Here is a 23514-nt window from a genome sequence, read left to right as displayed (position 1 = left end):
GGAACCTCCTCGATGTGCGCGGCACGTGTCGAGGAATTCCTTTCGGCGGTGCGCAACCGCGGCAGAATTCACAAGAATGAGCCGAAGAAAGAGCCGGCAGGCCAGGAGAGGGCCGCTCGGCGGGTAAAAGGGGGGCCGGCGTTCGCCGGGCAAACGGAACCGGGGCCCGCACCCCAAGAGCGCGGGCCCCGTCCTCGTGGAACGCGTCAGCGTCAGGCGGGAACGATGTTCTCGGCCTGCGGGCCCTTCTGGCCCTGCGTGACGTCGAAGGTAACCTTCTGGCCTTCCTGAAGCTCGCGGAAGCCGGAGGTGGCGATGTTCGAGTAGTGCGCGAACACGTCGGCGCCGCCGCCGTCCTGCTCGATGAAGCCGAAGCCCTTTTCCGCGTTGAACCACTTCACGGTGCCAGATGCCATATTGAATCTCCCTAGGGGCATGCCGTGACCCGCACTGTGCGGATCGCGAGTCGCCGCGATGATCGCCCCTCAGGGGCCCGGAAAGTCCGGAAATCAAAACTGCAACTGTTATCACGGTAACACGGCCCGGCCCGGCGCACCCAGCTTTTTTGACTTTCGGCCCGGGCGGGGGCGATATTCTGAAGCGCGTCTGCCGGAAAACCTTTCGGCTCCCTGTGGGTAATTCTCCAGTGGCCGGAACAGATATCCGTCGCGCTCAGTGGTCGTCGCCGGTGCCCGGCCCGTCCGGCCGGCGGCGCAGTTCCGCGTTGTCCCGCAGTGCCTCGTCGAGCCGGTCCTCAAGGGTGATGATGCGGCACGCGGCCTCGATGGGGGTGCCCTGGCCGACCAGCTCGCGGGCGCGGGCGGCGATGCGCAACTGCCGGCGGGAGTACCGCCGGTGGCCGCCCTCGGAGCGCAGCGGAGTGATCAGTCCCGCCTCGCCGACGGCCCGCAGGAACGCGGGCGTGGTGCCGAGCAGATCGGCGGCGCGGCCCATCGTGTAGGCGGGGTAGTCGTCGTCGTCCAGATGGCGGGCGGGCGGGTTGTCGGGCATGGCACCTTCGGTCGGGGCCGGGGGTCCGTGCGGTCCCCGGTTCCTCCAACCCTAACGGCGGCGCTTGCGCGTATGTGCTGCCGCCGCGACAGATTTGCGGTGCGCGGCCCCGGCGGGGCTCACCGGCGCCGTCCAGGACGGCCGGCGCCCGACTCACCGGGCCCCGCCCCGGACGCACGGAACCGCCGCTCCGGGGAGGGCTTCGTGGCCCCGGGAGCGGCGGTTTCCGGCCTCTTGCCGTCTGTTTCCGGTCGTGTCAAGATCAAACTCTTGGCAGATACACCCAATATCACCCCACAATGCCTCGGAGTATGAGGCTGGAGTTACTGGGCGGTACGCCGGAGTACCCCGCTCACGTTCACGACCTCGTGGCACCCCTGCGCCTGGCGCCCGGAAGCCGGAGTTCCGGGCTTCTCGCAGGTCACTTCGACGGTCACGGTGTCGTTCTCGGGGATCTTGATGGGGGTCACCCAGTGGTAGTCCTGGTTGCGGAAGGTCTCCAGCGCGATGGTGGTGATCTTCCGGTTGCCGAAGCTGATCGTCATCAGACCCTCGTCGCCCTGGAAGTTGGCGATGACGATGTCCGTGACCTCGAAGACGTTGTCCTCGGGCACCGGATACGTGCCCGGCTTGGTCTGTCCGCGGTTCGACCTCACGTCGATGGTCTGCGAGACCTGTCCACCGTCGACCCCGTTGCCGTTTCCGACCGCCGTGCCGCCACCGCCCGTCCCGCCCGGACCGCCCGTGCCCTGGCCCCCGGAACCGGCGCCGGGCGCCGTGCCCGTACCCGCGTTCGGGCCCGTGCCCGTGCCGGGGGCGGTGCCCGGGGCCTGCCCGGCCCCGCCCTGTTCCCCGGCGGGCGTGGGCCGCGGCTGGACCGCCTCGGTGGCCGCTTCCTGGGCGGCACTGCGCACCGCCGGACGGACCAGCATGAACCAGGCGAGCAACAGCGCGAGCAGCGCCGCGAGCAGGGCGAGCAGCCACTTGGGGAAGATCGGGATCTGGACGAACTCGGCGTCCAGCGGCGCCCGCACGGCGGGTTCGTCCGGCCGGGGCGCGTCCTGCTCGCCGGTCTCGGACACCTCGGCGGCGTCCACGGTGAACGGCCACACCACCGGGGCGCCGAACCACACCGGCTTGCCGGTGCGGACCCGCAGCCCGATCTCCGCCGACTCGCCGGGCTCCAGCGGGTGCTGTGCCGGGGTGAAGGCGAACGTCAGCTCCTCGCCCGCCTGTCCGGCGGTGAAGCCGACCCGCACGGGGGTGTTGCCCTGGTTGCGCACCGCCAGCCGGTACCGCCCGCGCAGCCAGCCGCGCCGCCTGCGCGGGGCCAGCTCGCTGTGCAGCTCGTGGAACGCCCCGATGCGCACGGTGGTTTCCAGCACCCGCACCGACTCGGGGTGCTCGGCCGGCAGCACCCGTACCCCGAGGGGCACCTCACCGGCCCGGACCTCCGGGGACCGCGGCGGCTCCAGCCGGAGCGTCACCGTCTCGGACGTGCCCGGATACAGGGAGACCCGCGCGGGCTCCACGGTGGTCCAGGCGGCGCAGTCCCCGACGATCTCCAGGCTGTACGCCTCGACGATGTCGCTGTCGTTGCGCACGGTCACGGTGGTCGTGGCGATGTCCCCCGGCGCCACGGTCACTTCCGGGATGTCGAGTCCGGGAGCGCCGGGGCTGGAAGAGGCTGCAGAAGGCGTCACGCCAGCACGGTAGACCGGGCCCGGGCACGCGACGAGAAGCGCGAGGGCAATGCCCGGGCAGTCCCGGTGCCCCTGAGGTCACCCATCAACTCCCCGAGGGCAGCGGACCGTTGACCGGCCGCTGTCCCGGGTGCGCCGTCCAGCGGCGCTCGTCCCCGTCCCCGCGTCCTCCGACCAGTACTCATCAGACAGGTACCCCTTATGTCCAGCTCTGAACAAGCCGGGCCGGCCATGCCCACCGCGACCTCCCCCGGGCCGGCACCGGCCTGGGCCGCGCACCGGGCCCCGGCCGCCGACCGTCCCGACCGGGTCACCGTGGCGGTGTACGCCGCCGACCCCGTGCTGCGCCTGGGCGTCGTCCAGCAACTGCGGCAGCGCCCCGAGATCGACCTGCTCGCCGACGCCGACGCCGAGCGGGCCCAGGTGTCGCTGGTGGTGGTGGACCACGTCGACGACGACGTGGCCGCGCTGCTGCACCGGCTGCGGCACAACACCGCCACCCGCACCGGCCTGGTGGTCGCCACCCTCGGCTCCGGCTCGCTGCAACGCGTCATCGAGTGCGGGGTCGCGGCGGTGCTGCGGCGCGCCGAGGCCGACCAGGACCAGCTGCTGCGGCTCGTCCTCGCCATAGCCAACGGCGAGGGCGTCCTGCCCGGCGACCTGCTCGGCAAGCTCCTCAGCCACGTGGGCAGCCTCCAGCGGTCGGCGCTCGACCCACGGGGGCTGTCCCTGTCCACGCTGACCACCCGGGAGGCGGACATGCTGCGGATGGTGTCGGAGGGCCTGGACACCGCCGAGATCGCCCGCAAGACCTCGTACTCCGAACGGACCGTCAAGAACATCCTCCACGAGGTCATCACCCGGCTCCAGCTGCGCAACCGGGCCCACGCGGTCGGCTACGCGCTGCGCAACGGGCTGATCTGACGGAACGGCCCGCCCACACGACGGGTGATCCGACGGAACGGCCCGTCCGCACAACGGGTCAATCCGGTACGACGGCGGCCCGCCCGCACAGCGGGCCGATCCGGCGCGACGGTCCGGCCGTATCGCTTGCCGATCAGGCGGTACGGTCCGGCCGGGCAACGCGCGCTGCCCGAAAGCACACCGCGCGTTTCCCCCGGGTATGGCCCCGCCGCCCTCGCGCGCCGCGCGCGCCCGGGACAGGGTGGCGGGGGCACACCCGGATTGCCGCACCAGACTGCGAGGGGGACCTTGATGGGAACCGCTGGCCCCGGCGGGCGGTACCGCCTGGGGCGGCTCGGCGCGACGGCGCTGTTGCTGATCCCCCTGCTCGGCGCCACCGCGGCCTCCGGCGAGAACGGCACCGTCGACGCCTCGCCACGGGTGGCCACCACCGCCGCGGAGACGCGGATCGCGTTCGCCGGCACCCGGCACCGCAGTCTCGGCGTGCCCACCTCCACCACGAAGAGCGGCCCGCTGTTCGACGACGACGGCCCGGTCCACAACGACATCCAGCCGTCCGCCATGGGCGAGCAGCTGGTCTTCGCCAGTCGCCGCGACGAGAAGGACCCGCAGATCTATCTGCGGTCCGCGGGTGGTCAGGTGGTCCGCCTCACCACAGGCATGGACGCGGCCCACCCCCGGCTGGCGCCGGACGGTGCCTTCGTCGTCTTCGACGCGGCCGGGCCCGGCGGCCCGGACGGCAAGAAACAGCGCGACCTGTGGCGGATCGGCACCGACGGCAAGGGACTGAAGCAGCTCACCGCCACTTCCGCCGACGAGACGTACCCGACGGTCTCCCCGGACCTGAAGCAGGTGGCGTACTCCAGCAACGAGGACGCGGCGGACGGAGCGCAGATCTACGTACGGCCCCTGGAAGGCGACACCGCCCCCCGCCGGGTCACCGATCCCAAGAACGGCAAGGCCACCGAACCGATCTGGAACCCGGTGAACGACGAGGACCACCGCGGTCTCATCGCGTACACCGCGACCAAGGACAACGGCCGGTCCCAGCTGAGGGAGACGAACGGCCCCGGTACCACCGACGGGCCGCTGCTCGGCGTCGGCCGGGAGGAGTGGCGGGCGCACGCCCCGGCCTGGATGCCGGGCGGGGACGAGGTGCTGTTCCTCAGCCCCGAGATCACCTGCCAGTGCGAGGGCAACTACGACCACGTGTTCCGCGCCAAGCGGCACGACACCGGGACGCCCGGGCTGGTGCTGGACGAGGACCGGCAGATCGGCTCGCCCACCTGGCTCGGCCCGCTCGACGGCGGCCGGGCGGTGGTGGAGCACCTCACGGCCGACGGCCCGCACACCGTGACGCTCCAGGACATCCGGGCGGACGGGGCCGACCCCCGCGACCTGAACCTGACGATCCTGAACGAGGATCCGGAGGCCGACACCAACATCGACCCGAAGAAGGACCCGCTCTTCCAGCCCGGGCCCGACTACGACCCGTGGACCGAGCGGCAGAGCTACACACCGGACGGCCGCCGGATCGTGGTGACCCGCTTCACGGGCGACCGTGGCAGCCGCGTCGAGGAGATCTGGCTGGCCGACGCCGACGGCACGCACCCGGAGCGGATGCGGCTCGCCGGACGCGGGCCGCTCGACCGGGACACCGACCCGGCGTTCTCGCCGGACGGCAAGTACCTCGCCTTCACCCGGATCTCGCCGGGCACCGACGGGGCCGCGCCCACCAGCAAGGTGCTCATCGCGGACGTCGCCTCCGGCGCGATCACCGGCACGATCGTCCCGCCCGACACGGAGCTCAAGGGCCACGACGCCCAGCCCACCTGGTCCTCCGACGGCACGATGCTGGCCTTCACCCGCGACGAGCTGGTCTACGGCGCCGGCGGCAACAAGCACATCTGGACCGTGCCCGTGAACGACCTGGGCGATCAGGACGACCTGAGCAAGAGGATCTGCCCGGGCACCTGCGCGGTCATCGACGACAGCCCCGCGTTCTCCCCCGACGGAGGCAGCATCGCCTTCAACCGCAAGAACGACGCCTCCCGGATCGACGAGCGCAACGGCATCATCGTGACCTCCGTGTCCGGCAAGGACTGCCGGGTGCTCCTCCCCGGCTCCGCCCGGAACCAGAACGACGCCTGCCACCGCGAACTGCCCGAGAACCCCGGGCCGTTCCAGCCCCGGGACGCCGCCTGGACGCCCGACGGCACGTCCCTGGTGCTCAGCTCCCGCCCCAGCCAGCCGGTCAACAGCCCCGAGAAGCTCAAGGTGCTGAACGTCGTCACCGGCGAGCTGACCAAGCTCACCAACGACCTGCCGGGCCGGCACAAGGAGCCCAGCGTCCAGCAGTCCGTCGACCTCGCCGTCCGGGCGCCCGGCACCGTCCCGGACGTGACCGTCGGCGACTCCACCACGGTCCGCGTCGAGGTGGTCAACAACGGCCCCGCCGCCTCTCCCGGCACCCGGCTGACCATCGACCCGCCCGCCGGGGTCACCGTCACCCGGATCACCAAGCCCGACGGCTCGTGCGTCCCCACGTCCCTCCAGTGCGACCTGGGCGTGGTGCGGCCCGGCACGACGGTCCCGGTGGACGTCACCCTCACCGGGGTCACCCCGGGGGATGTGCCGGTCGGCTGGTCGGTCACCGGTACGGTCCTCGACCCGCGGCCCAGCGACAACGCGGGCCGGACCGTGGTGCCGGTGCGCACGCCCCCGCCGCCGACCCCGACCCCGACTCCTACGCCCACCCCCACTCCCACACCCACGCCCACCGTGCCTCCGGCTCCCACCCCGACGCCGACACCGCCGCCCACCGTGCCGCCGGTGCCGCCGCAGCCGCCGGCGCCGAAGGCCGGGCCCGGCGTGCGCGTCACGGCCCAGCCGAACCCCGGCTACGTCGGCGGACGCGTCGTGGTGACGTACACCGTCAGCAACGGCCGCAACGCGCTGGCCACCGGGCTGCGGCTGCGCATCGGGCTGCCCGCCGGCATCCCCGACAGCGGGCCCCCGCCGGGCTGCGACGCCTCCTGGCTGTGCGCGCTGCCGGACCTCCAGCCGGGCGCGAGCACGGTCGTACGCGTCGTCCTCAGCCCCAAGAAGGCGATGACCGGCCAGGTCACCGGCGTGCTCACCACCACCGGCACGGACGCCGACCGCGGTGACAACACCGCCCGGCAGCGGCTGCGCATCCTCCAGCCGCGCATCATCGCCGCACCGGACATCGGCAAGCCCGGCTTCGTCACCTCCGTGCGCGGCAAGGACTTCCCGCCCGGAGTGCCGGTGCGGTTCACCTGGAAGCCGGGGATCACCGCGGCGGCGGCGCCGACCGTGCCCAAGCCCGACGGCACCTTCATCGGCCAGCTCCTCATCCTCGCCAAGGACCAGACCGGGCCGCGCGTCATCATCGCCAAGGGTCCCGGATTCTCCCCGGTGCAGACCGACTTCCTGGTGGTCAGCGGCAGCATCCAGCCGCCCGACGAGGTGACCCGCCGGTGATCCACGAGGTCGACGAGGGGCTGCGCCGGCTGCTCGGCGAGTCCGGCCTGGAGGCGTCGGGCGTCGAGATCGTCTTCGACGCCCCCACCCGGGACTGGGCGGCGCGCCGCAGCGCGCCCACCGTGTGCGCCTTCCTGTACGACATCCGGGAGGACGCCACCCGGCGCGGCTCCGGCGCGGGGGAGGTGTACGACGCGGACGGGCAGCTCGTGGCGCGGCGCACCCCGCCCCGCTGGTTCGACCTGACGTACCTGGTCACGGCGTGGGCGAGCCGCCCGCAGGACGAGCACCGGCTGCTGTCGCAGGTGCTCTCCAGCCTGGTCTCCTTCGACACGCTGCCCGCGCGGCTGCTCACCGGCACGCTCGCCGAACTGGGCCTGACCGTGGGCCTGGACGTCGCCGGGGCCGCCGCCGACGTACCGGCCGCCGCCGATGTGTGGTCGGCGCTCGGCGGCGAACTGAAGGCGTCGCTGGGGGTACGGGTGCGGGCACCGCTCGCCGGGGCGGTCACGGCCGTCGCGCCGCCGGTCACCGAGGGACTCGTCGTGCGCTCCGCCGCGCGGCGCGCGGACGGGCAGGCGGACCCCGGGCGCCGGCTGCGCTACACGGAGGTGAGCGACCCGGGCCCGCAGGGCTTCGCCGGCCCCCGCGAACGGGGCCCGGCCCCCGCCCGCCGCCGCCACCGGGGAGACCGCCAGCCGTGACCCGCAGGACCGGGACTGGCGGGACCCTCGATACCCGCGATACTCGCGATACCTCTGAGACCGCCGAGACGATCGAGATCACCGAGACCGACGAGACTTCCGTGACGCACCACGCCACCGTCGAGCCGTCCGTAGAGCCGTCCGGGGAGCCGTCCGTGGAGCCGGGCGCCCCGGTGGACGCGCTGTGGGAGCGGCTGCGGGCCGTCGAGGAGCGGGTGCGGTGGGCGGTGGAGGAGCGGCGGGCCGGGGACCCCGACCCCGACGACCCGTACCGGGGGCAGTACCTCACCCCCGAGGCGGCGGCGCGCATCCTGGACGGGCCGGGCGGGCTCGGCCTGCCCGGCCCGGACCCCTGGCAGCCGCCGGCCGGTTCCGTCCTCGCCCCTCTCGCCGCGCGGTTCGGGCTGTCACCGCTGGACCTGGATCTGCTCCTGGTCGCGGTGGCACCCGACCTCGACGCGCGGTTCGAGCGGCTCTACGGCTACCTCAACGACGACCTGACCCGCCGCCGGCCCACCGTCGGACTGGCCCTGGAGCTGTGCGGGCTCGCCGGGGCGGCACCCGCGCGGTTCCGGCTCGCCCCCGGAGCCCCGCTGGTCGCGGGCGGCCTGGTGGAGGTCACCGAACCGGAACGGCCCCCGCTGTCCCGGGTCCTGGTGGTGCCCGACCGGGTCACCGCCCATCTCCTCGGCAACGCGTGGCCCGACGCCCGGCTGGCCGGCGTGCTCGACGAGGCCCGCGAGGACCCGACCGCCGAGCCCGAGGCGGTGCGCCGCACGGCGGCGGCCGTTCGGACCGGCACCGGCCTGGTGCAGTTGCGCGGCCGGGGCGACACCGGCGGCCTGGCCGTCGCCGCGCTCGGCGCGGCCGGCCTGCGCCCCCTGGTGCTGGACGCGGCGGCGCTCGCACGGCGCTCCGGCGACGTCCCGGAGCTGGCGCGGGTGGCCGCTCTCGAAGCCCGGCTGACCGGCGCCGGGGTGGTCCTCGGCCCGCTGGAGGCGCTGCCCGACGAACCCGCCGAACGCGCCCGCACGCTGCGGACACTGTGCTCGGCGCTGCGCGGCATCCCCCTGCTGATCCACGGCACCCCCGGCTGGGACCCGCTCTGGGCCGCCGACACCCCCGTCGTGGTGACCGTGCCGGCGCCCTCGCCCGAGCGGCAGGCGGCACGCTGGCGGCACGCCCTGGAGCGGGCCGCCGGTGACGGCTCCGTACCGGATGACACCGAGGCCCTCGCCCGGGCGGTGGCCGCGCACCGCCTGGACTCCGGGCAGGTGCGCCGCGCCGCCGACGTGGCCGTGCGCACCGCCGCCGTCGCGGGCCGCCCGGTCCACCCCGACGACCTGCGCACCGCCGTACGCGCCCAGAACGGCGCGGGCCTGGACCGGCTGGCCCGCCGGGTGGAGCCCTCGGTCGGCTGGGACGACCTGGTGCTGCCGCCGCTCACCCACCGGCGGCTGCGCGAACTCGCGCTGCGCGCCCGCCACCGGGAGCAGGTCCTCGGGCAGTGGGGGATGCGGCCCGGCGGCGGACGCGGACGCGGGGTGATCGCGCTGTTCGCGGGCGAGTCGGGCACCGGCAAGACCATGTCCGCCGAGGTCGTCGCAGCGGACCTGGGCATGGACCTGTACGTGGTGGACCTGTCCACGGTGGTCGACAAGTACGTGGGCGAGACCGAGAAGAACCTGGAGCGGATCTTCACCGAGGCGTCGGCGGTCAACGCCGTGCTGCTCTTCGACGAGGCCGACGCGATCTTCGGCAAGCGCTCGGAGGTGAAGGACGCGCACGACCGGCACGCCAACATCGAGTCGGCGTACCTGCTCCAGCGCATGGAGTCGTTCGACGGGATCGCGGTGCTGACCACCAACCTGCGGGCCAACCTGGACGAGGCGTTCACCCGCCGGCTGGACGTGATCGCCGACTTCCCGGTGCCCGACGCCACCCAGCGGCTCGCCCTGTGGGAACGCTGCCTGGGCGACCGTCTGCCCCGGGCCGGCGACCTGGACCTCGGGTTCTGCGCCGACCGCTTCGAACTGGCCGGCGGCTCGATCCGGGCCTGCGCGGTGACCGCGGCCTACCTCGCTGCCGAATCCGGGACACCGCTCACCATGAGCCAGGTGGTGACGGCGATCGCCCAGGAGTACCGCAAGCTGGGCCGCCTGGTCCTGGAGACCGAGTTCGGCCCGTACCTGTCGGAGGCCGTGGGCGCCTGACGGGCCGGGATCGCGGGTAGGCGGTTCCCTGAGGACCCGGGCGACGGCAACTCCCCAGGGGCGCGGGGAACCGCGCGACCAGCCCCGGCGCACCGGCACCCCTACGGCGATATCCGCGTCCGCACCCCGTCGGCGACCCAGTGCACCGCCGGCATGTCCGGCATGTCCAGGGGCGTAGGGGCAGAACCGGGGCAACGGGGGAGGGCGGGCGGACGGTCCGGGCGGGATGGGAAAGGCAGCGGTCCTGCCCCCGGTCGGGTCCGCACGTCCCTGTTCCCCCGGCCCATCCGCCCCGCAGACTCGGCCTGGACACAGGTGACCCACCCGCAAGGACCCCGAAGGAGCGAGCATGCCGACGTACCTCACCCCGGGCGTGTACGTGGAGGAGGTGCAGTCCGGTGCCCGACCGATCGAAGGGGTCGGCACCGCCGTCGCCGCGTTCGTCGGGTTCGCCGAGACCGGCCCGTTCCACACCCCGACGCTGGTCACCAGCTGGGACCAGTACACCCAGCTGTTCGGCGGCTTCACCGAGGGCACCTATCTGGCCCACTCGGTCTACGGCTACTTCGCCAACGGCGGCGGCGCCGCCTACATCGTGCGCATCGGCGGCTCCGCCCAGGACGCCTCCGCCCCGGCGGCCGACGCCGGCGGGCGGCGCGAGGCCCGGGCGGCCCAGCCGGCCGAGCTGGGCGGCTTCCTGATCGCGGCCCGGCCGGGCGCCACCGGCGTGTCGGTGGAGATCGCCGACGCCGACGGCGAGAACCCGCCGGAGGACCGCTTCAAGGTGCTGGTCCGCCAGGGCGACCAGGTCGCGGAGACCTACGAGGCATCCACCCGGAAGAACGTCAAGGGATACCTGGTCACCCAGGCCCGCGGCTCCCGGCTGATCGAGGTCACCGAGCAGCAGGGCGCCACCCAGACCCGGCCCGCCAACCAGACCGTGCCGCTCGCCGAGGCCCCGGCCGCGCCCGCCCCGGCCGGCTCCGGCGCGGTGGCCCGCCTCGACCCGTCCGAGTACGTCGGCGACGCCGCGGCCCGCACCGGGTTCGGCGGTCTGGAGACCATCGACGAGATCACCATGGTCGCGGTGCCGGACCTGATGAGCGCCTACCAGCGCGGCGACATCGACGCCGAGGGCGTGCGCACCGTGCAGCTCGCCGTGATCTCGCACTGCGAGCAGATGGGCGACCGGGTCGCGGTCCTGGACACCCCGCCCGGGCTCAACGCCCAGCAGGTGCGCACCTGGCGCAACGACGAGGCGGGCTACGACTCCCGGTACGCCACCCTGTACTACCCGTGGGTGCGGGTCTTCGACCCGGCCGCCGGACGCAACACCACGGTCCCGCCGAGCGGTCACATCGCCGGTGTGTGGGCGCGCAGCGACGCCGAGCGCGGCGTGCACAAGGCGCCCGCCAACGAGGTGATCCGCGGCGCGGTCGACCTGGAGCTGCGGCTCAGCAAGGGCGAGCAGGACCTGCTCAACCCGATCGGCGTGAACTGCGTACGCGCCTTCCCCGGCCGGGGCATCCGGATCTGGGGCGCCCGCACGCTCTCCTCCGACCCGGCCTGGCGCTACCTGAACGTGCGCAGGCTCTTCAACTACCTGGAGGAGTCGATCCTCCTGGGCACCCAGTGGGTGGTCTTCGAGCCGAACGACGACCGGCTGTGGTCGAGCATCCGGCGCAACGTCACCGCGTTCCTCACCGAGGAGTGGCGCCGGGGCGCGCTGTTCGGCCGCACCGCCGAAGAGGCGTTCTACGTCAAGTGCGACCGCGACAACAACCCGCAGGAGTCCATCGACCAGGGCCGGGTCGTCTGCGAGATCGGCGTCTCGCCGGTCAAGCCCGCGGAGTTCGTGGTGTTCCGGCTGGCCCAGTTCTCCGACAGCACCAGTCTCATCGACGAGTGAGACGAGCCAGACCAGTGACCCGCGGGTCCAGCAACGGAAGGTGACAGACAGTCATGGCAACGGGCGATGCTCTTTCCACCCACGTCTTCGGCGTGCAGCTCGGTGGCTACCTGGTCGAATCGATCCAGGAGATCAGCGGGCTGACCGTCGAGGAGGACGTCGTCGAGGTCAAGCAGGTCACCGCTGAGGGCAAGCAGATCATCCGCAAGCAGCCCGGCGGCCGGCAGGCGGGCGAGATCACGATCACCCGGGGACTCGACCAGAGCAGTGAGTTCACCAACTGGATCAAGGAGACCCTGAACAACGGGGCCGTGAACACCGCCCGGCAGAACCTCACCATCGAGATCAAGGACTCCGAGGGCAACACGGTCCGCCGGATCCAGCTGATGCAGGGCTGGGCCTCCAAGTGGGAGGGCCCCTCCCTCAAGGCAGGCGAGTCGGCCGCGGCCACCGAGTCCGTCACCATCGTGTTCGAGGAGATCATCGTCGAATGAGGCGTCGTACCGTGACGGCGGGCAACCTGGAGGAGATCCTCCAGCTGACGACGCCCGCCACGGCGACCGAGCAGCCGGCGGCGGCACCCCCCGCCGCCGCTCCGGCCCCGCCGCCCCGCGAGGAACCGCACGGGTTGCGCACCGAGTTCGAGTTCGTGCTGCCGCGCGGCTACGTCGACGAGGCGGGCACGGTGCACCGCGAGGGCGCGATGCGCCTGGCCACGGCCCGGGACGAGCTGCGGCCGCAGATCGACCTGCGGGTCAAGGAGAACCCGGCGTACCTGAGCGTGGTGCTGCTGAGCCAGGTGATCACCCGGCTCGGCACCATCACCGACGTGCACGCCGGGATCGTGGAACGGATGTACGCCACCGACGTGGCCTTCCTCCAGGACTTCTACCGCCGTGTGAACAGCGAGGGCCACACCGGGCGGCGGTGACCTGTCCGCACTGCGAGGGCGGCTTCGAGGTCGACCTCTCGGGTGGGCGCCTGGGGGAATCGTGACGTACGCCCTTCCCCGGCTCCGGGAGGAGGTCGCGTACATCGCCTATCACTTCCACTGGTCGAGAGAGGAAGTCCTCGACCTGACGCATGACGAACGACGGCAGTGGGTGGCCGAGATCGCCCGTATCAACACCCGCGTGAACGAAGGCGGTTGAGCACATGGCATGGCGGGACAGGCTGCGCCGCCGGTCCGCCGGGGCGGGGGGCGTGCGGCGCGGGGAGCGTGACGGCGCCCCGGCTGCCGCCGTGCCCGGTGCTCCGGCCGCCGCCGCGCCGGACGCTCCCGCCGCCTCCGTGCCCGCCGACTGGGACGGCGGCTGGCGCCGTACCGCGCCGCCGGAGCTGACCGTGTCCCGGGCGCCGCTCGGCGTCAGTGACGGTCTCGCCTTCCGGTCCGGCCTCGCCGCCTGGCAGAACCCGTCGTTCGACTCCGGCCTCGCCCACGCCCTGCTGCCCACGGCCCCCACGGGCCTGGTGCACGGCGTCACCCACCGCCCGGCCACCCCTCGGGCCGCCAGCCCGGAAGGGGGTCCGCTGCTGCTGCGGGCGTTGCGGCGGGAGGGGGACCGGGAGACTCCGGACGGGGCGGCGCCGGCTGATTCGGCTTCCTCGGGCTCGACGTCGTCGGGTTCGGCTTCCTCCGGTTCGACGTCCTCCGGTTCGGCCGCTCCGGGCGTACGGCCTGGGGCTTCCCGTGCCTCCCGTGCCTCCCGTGACGGGGCCGCGGGGGAGGGGCGTACGGGGGACGCCTCGCCGAGCCGTGGCCTCACGTCCGGTGCTTCTCCCGCCGTGCTGGCCTCGTCGTCTCCCGCCATTCAGCGGTCGGTCGAGCCCGGTGCCGGCCCGGTGGTCGCTCCGCCCGGTCCCGGCCACTGGCCCGCCGTACCGGAGATCCCGGTGGTGCGCCGGGTTACGGCGGTCCCGGGCGCGGTCGCGTCGGGCGGGCCGGCCTCTCAGGCGCGGTCCGGCTCCGGAGGGGGTGCGCGGGCCCAGGTGTCCCGAGCCCCCGGCTCCGCCGCGCCCGCCGCGCCCGACGTGCCCCGTCCGACCGTCCGGCCCCGCCCGACGAGCCCCTCCCTGACCGTGGCCCGCCGCCCGGCCGGTCCCGTGCGCCGCGTCCCCGCACTGCGCCCCCCGGCCCCGGCGCCGGCCCCGGTCAAGGGCGCCCAGGCACCGGCCCGCCCCGCCGCAGACAAGGCGCCCGAGGCCCCCGGGGCGCCCGGCGGCCACTCCGCCGCGTCCACCGAGGCCGGGACGCGGGCGCGTCCGGCCGACGCCGCGCAGGGTACGGCGACCCGTGCCCCCCTTGGCGCCCCGCTCACCGAACTCCCGCCCACCGCGCGACCCTTGACCGACAACCCCCCTGTCCAGCGCGCCACGTCCGGCCCCGCTCCGGCGCTCCCCGTCGTGCAGCGCCAGGCCGAGGGCGCGTCCGGCACCCCGGGCTCGTCCGACGGCGGGTCCAAGGGCGCGGCCTCGCGCACCCCGGACGGCCCCGCGGGCGGCCCGAGCCGGCCCTCCGCCCGCAGTGGGGCACGCGCCCGCGGCGGCCTGGGCGCGCCGCTGCCCGAGCTGCCGCCGAGCGCCGACATCCCGGGCGGCCGGGGTGACCGACGTGCTCGGGCACGGCAGGACCGGGCACCCGGAGCCACGCCGGACCAAGGACGTACGCCCACCGGGGCCACGCCGCCCGCGACCGGAGGAAACGGCGCGGGCGCTCAACTGCCGGGCCCCGGTACCGTGCAGCGCCGCCCGGCGGCCGGCCCCGCCGACGGGAGCGCTCCGGAGACCGGTGACCGTCCCGGACACGGGCTGACGGCACCCCTGTTGGGCAAGGGTGTCGTGCAGCGGAGTGCGACGGCGGACCCGGCCGGCGGGGGTGCCCCGACGGCCGGTGCCCGCGCCGGAAGCGGCCCGCACGCGCCGCTGGTGGAGAAGCCCGTCGTGCAGCGGAGCGCCGTGGGGGACACGGGCGCCCGGGAGACCGCCCGGCCGTCGAACTCGGGCGGTGCTCAGGACGCGCCGTCGGCCGAGAAGGGTGCCGTACAGCGTCGTTCGGCGGAGGGTGCCACCGGCGCCGGTACGTCGTCGCGCTCGGGCGGGGCTCAGCAAGCGCCGTCGGCCGAGACGGGCGTCGTACAGCGTCGTTCGGCGGCGGATTCCGATGAGGGGCGCGCTCCCGGAGCCGGTACGCCGTCGCGCTCCGGCGGAGGTCCGGACGCGCCGCTGCTGGGCGAGGGCGCGGTGCGGCGCGGTTTGGCGGCGGACCCCGTCGGCGGGAGCACCCCGGAGGGGGTCGCCCACTCCGCGGACGGTCCCGCCACGCCGCTGGTGACACCGTCCCAGGGCCCGGCCGCCGCCTCCCAGGCCCCCGCCACGCCGTCCCCGGCGGCGTCCCCGGCGGGAGACACGCGACGCCCCGGTACGACCCCCGGCGGGCCGCGGCGTGCCGGATCCGCCGCCGAGACACCCGTCGTCGTCGCTCGGGCCGTGGCCGGGGGCGCGTCCGGTGCTCCGGGCGCTTCGGGTGCCCGGCGTCCGGGAGCGGCCGGGCAGCCTCCGCTCACCGTGACCCGCTCCGCCCCGGCGGCACCCCGTACCCTCTCCCTGCTCGCCGCGCGCCCGCTCACCCTGAACACCCGGCCCGCGGCGGGAGCGGCGGCGCCCGCCGCCCCGCGCCCCGCCGGCCGTCCCGTGGTGCCGGTCCGCTGGCCCGGCACCCCGCACCACCAGGGTCCGGACACCTCCGCCCGGCCCGGCCCCGCCCCCACGGCGCCCACGATCCAGCGGGCCCCGGCCGCGCCGGCACCCGGCTCCCCGGCCCCCGCTCACCGTGCCTCCGGTCCGGCGGCCGTACGCGCCTCCGCCCCCGTGCGCCCCGGCCCGCAGCCCTCGGCCACGGTCCAACGCGTTCCCGTCGTCCGCCCGGCCCCGCCCCGCGCGGAGTCGTCCGGGCCGGGCGCCTCCACCACTTCGGCCCCCTCCGCGCCCGTACCCGCGCGGGCCCTTCCGGTGACCGCCCCGCAGGCGCCGCCGGTCGCGGAACGCCCGCCGGCCGGGCCGGCACCGGCGCCCGCGGTGCCCGTGCCCGTGGTCCGGTGGCAGCACCCCGCGCGGGCCGGTGCCACCGGGGACAAGGCGCCCGTGGTGCAGCGCGCCGGTGACGCCGGATCCCAGGCCGCGCCGACGCGCGGCCGCCAGCGGTCGGCCACCGTGTCCGGCACGTCGTCCGGCACGTCGTCCGGTACGTCGACAGGCGCGTCGTCCGGCTCGTCGCTCGGCTCGTCATCCCGTTCCTCGTCCGCCGGCCGGAACGCGGGTCGGCGGACGGCCGAGAACCCGCCCGATCCCGGTCTCGACCTGGACGACCTGGCGCGCCGGCTGATCGACCCGGTGGCCCGGCTGCTCCGTGCCGAACTGCGCCGCGGCCGGGAGCGCACCGGCCGTCCGCACGACGGACGCCGCTGAGACCACGGACATGGATGAGGCGACCCGATGAACGACGCCACGCCAACGAAAGAAGGCCCGCCCGAGGCCACGGAACGGATGACGGACGAATGACGGACAACATCTTCGCGACGAGCGTGTTCTTCCGGCTCGCGATCGGCGGCAACGACCTGGGCGCCTTCCACACCTGCTCCGGCATGGGCGCAGAGGTGGAGATCGAGAGCTATGCCGAGGGCGGCAACAACGGCTTCACCTGGCAGTTGCCCGGCCGGGTGACCTGGTCGAACATCACGCTCACCCGGCCGGTCACCGCCGACACGGTGAAGATCGGCCGCTGGCTGGACGAGACGCTGAAGCGGGTGGAGCGCAAGGACGGCGAGATCGTGGCGCTGCGGCCGGACCGCACCCCGATCATCAGCTGGCAGGTGTTCGGGATCGTCCCGGTGCGCTGGCAGGGACCGTCCTTCGACCCCAACAGCTCCGAGGCGGCCGTGGAGACCCTGGAGATCGCCCACGAGGGGCTGCGCCCGTCCTGACTTTCTGCCTTGACCCGCCCGCCCGCCCGATGAGCCGTACCCGCCCGTGCCCGTGAGAAAGGAAGTCCCGGCATGTCACCAGCGTTCCGTTCCAGCCGGGCCAGGGCCCAGCTGACCCTGATGGAGCCGCCCGCCTCGGTCGGCGCCAAGCCCGGCGGCACGATCGCGCGGCTGAACCTCCAGTTCAACCCCTCCACCCTGGAGCTGCGCAAGACCACCGAGTGGCGGCGCACCCCGTCCCGGATGGCGGGGCAGTCGGCGCTGCCCGAGTTCGTCGGCAGCGGCCCGCGCGAGCTGAGCCTGGAGGTGTTCCTGGACGCCACCGCCACCCACGACAACTCCGTGGAGCAGGCGGTGGAGAAGCTGATGAAGGGGTGTGTGCCGACCCCGGCCAGCCTGGGCCGGAAGAAGCCGGCCAGCCCCTGGGTGCGGTTCGAGTGGGGCACCGCGCGGACCACCTCGTTCGACGGGGTGCTCTCCAGTCTCTCGGTGACGTACACCCTCTTCGACGTGGACGGCAAGCCGCTGCGGGCCACCTGCGCGCTGTCGATCGAGGAGGCGAGCGTCGACCCGGCGGGCCAGAACCCGACCTCCGGCGCGCGCACCGCCCGCAGCACGCACACGGTGGTGGCGGGCGACAGCCTGGCGATGCTCGCCTGGCGGGAGTACGGCGACGCGACGGCCTGGCGGGTCATCGCGGAGGCGAACGGAATCGACGACCCGATGGCGCTCGTGCCCGGCACCGAACTGGTGGTGCCGGGGCTGCGGGACGCCGGTGGTGAGGAGGAGCGGTGAGCGCAGCGGAGGCGCGGGGTGGCCGGTCGTTCGCGGCGGACCCCGTCATCGAGACGCCCGGCGAACTGCCGCCGGTCTGGGCCGCCCAGCTGGTGAGCTGCGTGGTGGACGAGAACGTGGGCCTGCCGGACGCGGCACAGCTCACCTTCCGCGACCCCGACCACGAGTTCCTGCGGGCGGTCGGCATCACCATCGGCACCCCGCTCAGGGTGTCGGTGGTGACGGTGAACGGGCAGGCCCGCGAGCGGCTGTTCGACGGCGAGGTGACCGCCCTGGAGGTGGACCGGGACCGTACCGGCTCGTTCACGGTGGTGCGCGCCTACTCCAAGGCGCACCGGCTCCAGCGCGGCCGGAAGGTGGTGGCGTACCGGAACATGACGGCGGCCGCGATCGTCCGCAAGGTGGCCGCCGGGGCCGGGCTGGCCTGCGGCACCGTGGAGGCCGCGCCGGTCACGTACAAGCAGCTGTCCCAGGCGAACGTGTCCGACTGGGACTTCCTGCAGTACCTCGCGGCCGAGAGCGGGGCGCAGGTGCGCGTGGACGACAAGGGCGTGCTCCAGTTCACCCAGCCGAAGAAGGCGTCCGGGGCGCCCGCGCCGTCGACGCCGGCCACCCGGAACCCGATGGTGCTGGAGTACGGGCGGAACCTGCTGGCGCTGCGGGCCTCGCTGTCGGCGGCGGACGGCGCCGCGCAGGTGGAGGTGCGCGGCTGGGACGTCACCACCAAACGCCCGCTGGTGGCCCGGCAGCCGTCGGTGGAGAGCGACACGGTGGTGCCGGGACTGAGCCCGGCGTTCGCCGCCCGGTTCGGCAGGCAGTCCAAGCTGACCGTCACCGACACCCCGTACCGCACCCAGGCGGAGACCACCGCCGTCGCCGACGCCGTGGCCGCGCAGGTGAGCGCCGGGTTCGGGGACCTGGAGGCGGTCGCGGAGGGCAACCCGCGGCTGCGGGCGGGCAAGCCGGTCGCGCTCGGCAACGTCGGCCCGGCGTTCTCCGGCAAGTACACCGCGACGGCCGTGCAGCACGTCCTGGAGCCGCACGGCGGGTACCGGACCACGGTGTGGGTGAGCGCCAGCCCCGACCGCTCCCTGACCGGGCTGGTGACCGGCGCCAACGCGCCGAGCCGCGGCCCGCGCATGCCGGGGCTGGCGATCGGCGTGGTCACGGACGTCCGCGAGCCGGGCGGCGCCGAGAGCGGCGCGGTGAAGCTGCGCTTCCCCTGGCTGGACGACACCTACACCACCGACTGGGTGCGCACCGTGCAGTGGGGCGGCAAGGGCGGCGGAGGTGTGGTGAGCCCCGAGGTCAACGACGAGGTGCTGGTCGGCTTCGAACAGGGCCTGCTGGACAGCCCGTACGTCATCGGCGGGCTGTACAACGGCGTCGACAAGCCCTCGCCGCACGACGTCCCGCTGATCGACGGCACCACCGGCAGGGTCAACCGGCGCTCCCTCGTCTCCCGCTCCGGGCACCGGGTGGAGCTGCTGGACGCCAGGGCCCCGGGCCCGTCCGGGCTGCGCCTGCGGACCGCCGACGAGCGCCTCGAAGTGTTCCTGGACGACCGGCGCGACCGGATCGAGCTGACGGTGTACGCCCGGGGCCGGCAGCCCCTCACCTCCGTCGTGCTCGACGGCAAGGGCATCACCCTGGACGCGGGCCGGGGCGATGTGAGCGTGTCGGGCCGGAACGTGGACATCCAGGGCCGGGTCGGGGTGAAGGTCGGCGGCCGGTCGGTGAGCGTCACCGGCAGCTCGGACGTCACCGTCGACGGCGGCCTGCTCGGCGTCCTGAAGGCCAAGCTCATCCGCATCAACTGACCCGCCACCACCAGCAGTCAACCGAAACTCCCGAGGAGCAACGCATGCCGGCCGCAGCCCGTACCGGTGACCCCAGCAGTCACGGCGGGGTGATCACCACCCCGCCGCCCGGCGCCGCCGCGACCGTGGCCCGCGTGCTGATCGGCGGCCGGCCCGCCGCCGTCGTCGGCAGCCAGCACACCTGCGCGATGCCGCCGCACGCGGTCATGGGCCCCGCCAACGTGATCATGCCCAACCCGGTCGCGGCCACCGTCCTGATCGGCGGGCTGCCGGCCGCGCGGGCGCGCGACAAGACCTCGTGCGGCGCCACGATCCTGACCGGCGCCCCCAACGTCCTGATCGGGGGCCTGTGATGAGCGAGCGGTTCATCGGCCGCGGCTGGGCGTTCCCGCTGCGGGTCGGCCCGACCGGCGGCATCGCCCTGGTCGACCGGGAGCGGGAGATCGAGGAGGCGATCCGCCTGGTGCTCGGCACCGCGCCCGGCGAGCGCCCCATGCGCCCCGAGTTCGGCTGCGGCATCCACGACTACGTCTTCGCCCCCGGCGACGGCGCCACCGCCGGACGCATCGCGCAGCAGGTGCGCGAGGCCCTGGAACGCTGGGAGCCGCGCATCTCGGTGGACGACGTGGTCGTCGCCTTCGACGCCGTCGAGGACGGCACCCTCTACATCGACGTGCACTACACCGTGCGCTCCACCAACGACCGGCGCAACCTGGTCTTTCCCTTCTACACCATCCCCTCCGAGGAGGGGGCCGAGGACAGGGGCACGGACTGATGGCACTGCCCTCCCCGAACCTGGACGACCGGCGGTTCCAGCAACTCGTCGACGAGGCCAAGCGGTACGTGCAGCAGCGCGCGCCGGAGTGGACCGACCACAACGTCTCCGACCCGGGCGTCACCCTGATCGAGACGTTCGCCTACCTGGTGGACCAGCTGCTGTACCGGCTGAACCGGGTCCCGGACAAGAACTACACCGCCTTCCTCGACCTGCTCGGCATCCGGCTGTTCCCGCCGGCCGCCGCCGTCGCCGAGGTCGACTTCTGGCTGTCGGCACCGCAGCCCGACACGGTCGAGCTGCCCACCGGCACGGAGGTGACCACCGCGCGCGGCGAGAGCGACGAGTCCGTGGTGTTCACCACCACCGACCACCTGGACATCCTGCCCAGCGAGCTGACCCGCCTGGTGACCGCGCACCGCACCGGCGAGCAGACCGACCGCACCGGGACGCTCTCCGAGGGCCGCGACATCCCCTGCTTCCAGGCCGCGCCCGAGCCGGGCGACGCCCTGCTGTTCGGCCTGCCGACGGCGGTGCCCCGGTGCATCGTCGCCGTACGCCTGGACAGCCGGGTGGAGGGCGTCGGCGTGGACCCGCGCCAGCCCCCGCTGGTGTGGGAGGCGTGGGACGGCGGCGGCTGGCGGGTGTGCGAGACCGGCGCGGACACCACCGGCGGGCTCAACCGGCCCGGCGAGGTCATCGTGTACGTCCCGGCCGGGCACACCGCCTCGGTGATCGGCGGCACCCGGGCCGGCTGGCTGCGCTGCCGGGTCACCGAGCCGGAGCCGGGCCAGCCGTTCTACTCGGAGTCGCCGACCGTGCGCGAGGCCGCGGTGTTCACCGTGGGCGGCACCATGACCGTGGAGCACGCCGAGACGGTCACCGACGTGCCGCTCGGCACCTCGGAGGGGGTGCCCGGGCAGACGTTCCGGCTCGGCCGCCCGCCGGTCCTGCTCGACCGCGAACCCCCGGTCGTGGAGGTGTCCACCGCCGAGGGCTGGCAGCGCTGGGAGGTCGTCGAGCACTTCGGCCGCTCCGGGCCCGACGACCGGCACGTCCGGGTCGACGCCACCACCGGCGAGTTCGGCTTCCCGCCCGCGCTGCGCGAGCCGGACGGCACGCTGCGCCCGTGCGGCGCCGTGCCGCCCAAGGGGGCGCAGATCCGGGTGGCCCGCTACCGCACCGGCGGCGGCCCGGCCGGCAACGTCGCCCGCGGCGCGATCTCCGTGCTGCGCAGCTCCGTGCCGTACGTCGCCCGGATCACCAACCGGGAGGCGGCGCGCGGCGGGGTCGCCGGGGAGACCGTGGAGAACGCCAAGCTGCGCGCGCCGCAGGCGCTGCGCATGCAGGAGCGCGCGGTGACCGCCGAGGACTACGAGATCATCAGCCGCCAGGCCGCGCCCTCGGTGCGCCGGGTGCGCTGTCTGCCCGCCGCCGAGGGCGCGGGCGCGGTACGGGTCCTGGTGGTGCCGGACGCGGTCGCCGACGAGGGCGACGACCGGCTCCGGTTCGAGCAGCTGATCCCCTCCGACCAGGTGCTCCGGGCCATCACCGAGTCCCTGGACGAGCGGCGCCTGATCGGTACCCGCCTGGTGGTGGAGCCGCCGGTCTACCAGGGCGTCACCGTGGTGACCCGGCTCGCGGCGGCCCCGGGCGACACCGACCGGGTGCGCGACGCGGCGCTCGCCGCGCTGTACCGGCACCTGAACCCGCTGCACGGCGGCCTCGACGGGACCGGCTGGCCGTTCGGGCGGCCGGTGCAGTACGGCGAGCTGTTCGGCGTGCTGCAACGCGCCGTCGGCAACGCGCTGGTGGAGGAGATCCGGCTCTTCCCCGCCGACCCGATCACCGGCCGGCGCGGCGCCCCGACGGACCGCATCGACCTGGCCCAGGGCGCGCTGGTCTTCTCGTACCAGCACCAGGTGGTCGTCACGGCCGTGGACCCGGAGGGCGGACGATGAGCCGCGCCGCCGTCCCCGGCCTGCCGAGCCGTCACCCGATCGGCGAACAGCTGCCGGCCCTGTACGCCGACGACGACTTCGCCCAGCGCTTCACCGCCGGCCTGGACACCGTCCTGGCCCCCGTCTTCCTGACCCTGGACACTCTCCCCGCCTATCTCGACCCCCGGGTGGCCCCGGCCGACTTCCTGACCTGGCTGGGGTCCTGGGTGGGCGCCACCGACGACCCCCAGTGGCCGGAGGAACAGCGCCGGGAGGCCGTCACCCGCGCCGTGGAACTGCACCGCTGGCGCGGCACCGCCCGGGGTCTGACCGAGGCGCTGCGGCTCGCCCTGGGCGTGCGCGCGGAGGTGACCGGGGCCGGCGGGGCGACCTGGTCGGCGACGCCGGGCGCGGACCTGCCGCCGGAGTCCGGGGCGGGGCCCGTGGTGCGGGTGTGGCCGGCGGAAGGGGCCGCCGACGGGCCCGGGGTGGACCCGGCCCGGGTCCGCGAGATCGTCCGGGTGATGTGCCCGGTGCACACCGACTGCCGGGTGGAGATCCTGTCCGGCCCGCCCACCGACGAAGGGAGGTGACGCCGTGCGCGCGTGTCCCTCGTGCGGGGCGTCGAACGGCCCCACGGACGACTTCTGCGGCAACTGCGGCACGTACCTGGGCTGGTCGGACTCCGGCCCGGCGACGAGCACGCCCGCGCGGCCCACCGCCCCGGAACCCGAACCGGCCCCGCACACACCCCCGAAGCCGGACCCCGTACCCGACCCGGCTCCCGCTCCCGCTCCGGACCCCGCCCCGGCGGAGGACCCGGAGCGGCCCGCACCGCAGCCCCGCGCCTCGTCGCTGCGCTCCCGCCTGACGGGCCGGACCCGCGGCGAGACGAAGCCGGAGGAGCCGAGGCAGGAGGAGCGGAAGCAGGAGGAGCCGAGGCCGGAGCAGGAAAGGGCGGCGGAGCCGAGGCAGGGCGAGGCGGGGCCGGCGGAGCCGAAACCGGCCGGGAGCACCCGTTCCGGGAACGAGTCTCCCGCCGCGGCCCCCGGCCGGGCCGAGCCCGCGAGCACGTCGTCGGCCGAGTCGGCCCCCGAGCCCCGTACGGAGCCGTCCGGGTCCGGGACGACGGGCACGGCACCGTCCGCCGACGCGCGCCGTTCGACGGCGGCGCCTGACGATTCCCGGTCGGGCACGCGGGGTTCGACCGCCTCATCCGCCGAATCCCCGTCTGCCA

The 23514-nt window shown here is 74.7% G+C and carries 18 protein-coding genes and 1 pseudogene; 16 read left to right on the top strand and 3 right to left on the bottom strand.

Annotated elements, in window-relative coordinates:
- Positions 1 to 212 precede the first annotated feature (212 nt).
- The 3 genes from ACSURM_RS17765 to ACSURM_RS17755 all read right to left on the bottom strand — a co-directional run bounded on the left by ACSURM_RS17765 (position 213) and on the right by ACSURM_RS17755 (position 2714).
- On the bottom strand, positions 213 to 416 hold the full coding sequence (locus tag ACSURM_RS17765) for a cold-shock protein (protein ID WP_007383480.1): 204 nt from the start codon (positions 414 to 416) through the stop codon (positions 213 to 215).
- Positions 417 to 672: 256 nt separating this feature from the next.
- On the bottom strand, positions 673 to 1011 hold the full coding sequence (locus ACSURM_RS17760) for a MerR family transcriptional regulator (RefSeq protein WP_436956198.1): 339 nt from the start codon (positions 1009 to 1011) through the stop codon (positions 673 to 675).
- Positions 1012 to 1334: 323 nt separating this feature from the next.
- Positions 1335 to 2714 carry a COG1470 family protein gene (locus ACSURM_RS17755; RefSeq protein ID WP_436956197.1) on the bottom strand — a complete coding sequence of 460 codons (1380 nt, stop codon included), beginning with the start codon at positions 2712 to 2714 and terminating at the stop codon, positions 1335 to 1337.
- A 231-nt stretch (positions 2715 to 2945) separates the two neighbouring features.
- On the opposite strand from ACSURM_RS17755, the gene ACSURM_RS17750 reads away from it, so the two are divergent.
- The 16 genes and pseudogenes from ACSURM_RS17750 (at position 2946) to ACSURM_RS17675 (ending at position 22870) form a co-directional block, all read left to right on the top strand.
- Complete coding sequence (locus ACSURM_RS17750; RefSeq protein WP_436961127.1) at positions 2946 to 3638, top strand: LuxR C-terminal-related transcriptional regulator; 693 nt, start codon at positions 2946 to 2948, stop codon at positions 3636 to 3638.
- 291 nt (positions 3639 to 3929) lie between these two features.
- The gene (locus ACSURM_RS17745; protein ID WP_436956196.1) at positions 3930 to 7142 is read left to right on the top strand and encodes a hypothetical protein; all 3213 of its coding nucleotides are present in this window, start codon (positions 3930 to 3932) and stop codon (positions 7140 to 7142) included.
- Positions 7139 to 7846, top strand: coding sequence for a DUF4255 domain-containing protein (locus ACSURM_RS17740; protein WP_436956195.1), 708 nt, complete (start codon positions 7139 to 7141; stop codon positions 7844 to 7846). Before ACSURM_RS17745 ends, ACSURM_RS17740 begins: the two co-directional genes overlap by 4 nt.
- Before the next feature lie 101 nt (positions 7847 to 7947).
- Positions 7948 to 10059, top strand: coding sequence for an ATP-binding protein (locus ACSURM_RS17735; protein WP_436956193.1), 2112 nt, complete (start codon positions 7948 to 7950; stop codon positions 10057 to 10059).
- A gap of 349 nt (positions 10060 to 10408) precedes the next feature.
- A complete protein-coding gene (locus tag ACSURM_RS17730; RefSeq protein ID WP_436956192.1) occupies positions 10409 to 11968 on the top strand; it encodes a phage tail sheath family protein in 1560 nt (519 codons plus the stop codon).
- 53 nt (positions 11969 to 12021) lie between these two features.
- On the top strand, positions 12022 to 12462 hold the full coding sequence (locus ACSURM_RS17725) for a phage tail protein (RefSeq protein WP_030609652.1): 441 nt from the start codon (positions 12022 to 12024) through the stop codon (positions 12460 to 12462).
- A pseudogene (locus ACSURM_RS17720) lies at positions 12459 to 12964 on the top strand (hypothetical protein). The gene ACSURM_RS17725 and the pseudogene ACSURM_RS17720 overlap by 4 nt, the downstream one beginning before the upstream one ends.
- Positions 12961 to 13119: a DUF6760 family protein gene (locus ACSURM_RS17715; protein WP_167345732.1), complete on the top strand. Its 159-nt coding sequence runs from the start codon at positions 12961 to 12963 to the stop codon at positions 13117 to 13119. Before ACSURM_RS17720 ends, ACSURM_RS17715 begins: the two are co-directional and overlap by 4 nt.
- Positions 13120 to 13123: 4 nt before the next feature.
- Positions 13124 to 16432 (top strand): hypothetical protein, encoded by a 3309-nt coding sequence (locus ACSURM_RS17710; RefSeq protein WP_436956189.1) that lies wholly within the window; start codon positions 13124 to 13126, stop codon positions 16430 to 16432.
- A gap of 89 nt (positions 16433 to 16521) precedes the next feature.
- Positions 16522 to 16947 carry a phage tail protein gene (locus tag ACSURM_RS17705; protein ID WP_359041098.1) on the top strand — a complete coding sequence of 142 codons (426 nt, stop codon included), beginning with the start codon at positions 16522 to 16524 and terminating at the stop codon, positions 16945 to 16947.
- 72 nt (positions 16948 to 17019) lie between these two features.
- Positions 17020 to 17742 (top strand): CIS tube protein, encoded by a 723-nt coding sequence (locus ACSURM_RS17700; protein WP_436956187.1) that lies wholly within the window; start codon positions 17020 to 17022, stop codon positions 17740 to 17742.
- The gene (locus ACSURM_RS17695; protein ID WP_436956185.1) at positions 17739 to 19562 is read left to right on the top strand and encodes a VgrG-related protein; all 1824 of its coding nucleotides are present in this window, start codon (positions 17739 to 17741) and stop codon (positions 19560 to 19562) included. The genes ACSURM_RS17700 and ACSURM_RS17695 overlap by 4 nt, the downstream gene beginning before the upstream one ends.
- A gap of 44 nt (positions 19563 to 19606) precedes the next feature.
- Positions 19607 to 19915 (top strand): PAAR domain-containing protein, encoded by a 309-nt coding sequence (locus ACSURM_RS17690; RefSeq protein ID WP_189995192.1) that lies wholly within the window; start codon positions 19607 to 19609, stop codon positions 19913 to 19915.
- Complete coding sequence (locus ACSURM_RS17685) at positions 19915 to 20337, top strand: GPW/gp25 family protein (RefSeq protein WP_189995194.1); 423 nt, start codon at positions 19915 to 19917, stop codon at positions 20335 to 20337. The genes ACSURM_RS17690 and ACSURM_RS17685 overlap by 1 nt, the downstream gene beginning before the upstream one ends.
- Entirely contained in the window at positions 20337 to 22298 is a 1962-nt protein-coding gene (locus ACSURM_RS17680) for a putative baseplate assembly protein (protein ID WP_436956183.1), read from the top strand. The genes ACSURM_RS17685 and ACSURM_RS17680 overlap by 1 nt, the downstream gene beginning before the upstream one ends.
- Positions 22295 to 22870, top strand: a complete 576-nt coding sequence (locus ACSURM_RS17675; protein WP_436956181.1) for a phage tail protein — start codon at positions 22295 to 22297, stop codon at positions 22868 to 22870. The genes ACSURM_RS17680 and ACSURM_RS17675 overlap by 4 nt, the downstream gene beginning before the upstream one ends.
- Positions 22871 to 23514: the final 644 nt, after the last annotated feature.

Source organism: Streptomyces sp. SudanB182_2057 (assembly GCF_964272715.1).
Classification (GTDB): Bacteria; Actinomycetota; Actinomycetes; order Streptomycetales; family Streptomycetaceae; genus Streptomyces; species Streptomyces rubradiris.
The sequence above is the reverse complement of the archived record's forward strand: the minus strand, read 5'-3'. Positions and strand labels throughout refer to the sequence as shown.

Bases quoted from the DNA above. Each gene is read 5' to 3' on its own strand.
- ACSURM_RS17765 (WP_007383480.1), bottom strand. From the start codon at position 416: ATGGCATCTGGCACCGTGAAGTGGTTCAACGCGGAAAAGGGCTTCGGC.
- ACSURM_RS17760 (WP_436956198.1), bottom strand. From the start codon at position 1,011: ATGCCCGACAACCCGCCCGCCCGCCATCTGGACGACGACGACTACCCC.
- ACSURM_RS17750 (WP_436961127.1), top strand. From the start codon at position 2,946: ATGCCCACCGCGACCTCCCCCGGGCCGGCACCGGCCTGGGCCGCGCAC.
- ACSURM_RS17745 (WP_436956196.1), top strand. From the start codon at position 3,930: ATGGGAACCGCTGGCCCCGGCGGGCGGTACCGCCTGGGGCGGCTCGGC.
- ACSURM_RS17730 (WP_436956192.1), top strand. From the start codon at position 10,409: ATGCCGACGTACCTCACCCCGGGCGTGTACGTGGAGGAGGTGCAGTCC.
- ACSURM_RS17725 (WP_030609652.1), top strand. From the start codon at position 12,022: ATGGCAACGGGCGATGCTCTTTCCACCCACGTCTTCGGCGTGCAGCTC.
- ACSURM_RS17710 (WP_436956189.1), top strand. From the start codon at position 13,124: ATGGCATGGCGGGACAGGCTGCGCCGCCGGTCCGCCGGGGCGGGGGGC.
- ACSURM_RS17705 (WP_359041098.1), top strand. From the start codon at position 16,522: ATGACGGACAACATCTTCGCGACGAGCGTGTTCTTCCGGCTCGCGATC.
- ACSURM_RS17700 (WP_436956187.1), top strand. From the start codon at position 17,020: ATGTCACCAGCGTTCCGTTCCAGCCGGGCCAGGGCCCAGCTGACCCTG.
- ACSURM_RS17690 (WP_189995192.1), top strand. From the start codon at position 19,607: ATGCCGGCCGCAGCCCGTACCGGTGACCCCAGCAGTCACGGCGGGGTG.
- ACSURM_RS17685 (WP_189995194.1), top strand. From the start codon at position 19,915: ATGAGCGAGCGGTTCATCGGCCGCGGCTGGGCGTTCCCGCTGCGGGTC.
- ACSURM_RS17680 (WP_436956183.1), top strand. From the start codon at position 20,337: ATGGCACTGCCCTCCCCGAACCTGGACGACCGGCGGTTCCAGCAACTC.
- ACSURM_RS17675 (WP_436956181.1), top strand. From the start codon at position 22,295: ATGAGCCGCGCCGCCGTCCCCGGCCTGCCGAGCCGTCACCCGATCGGC.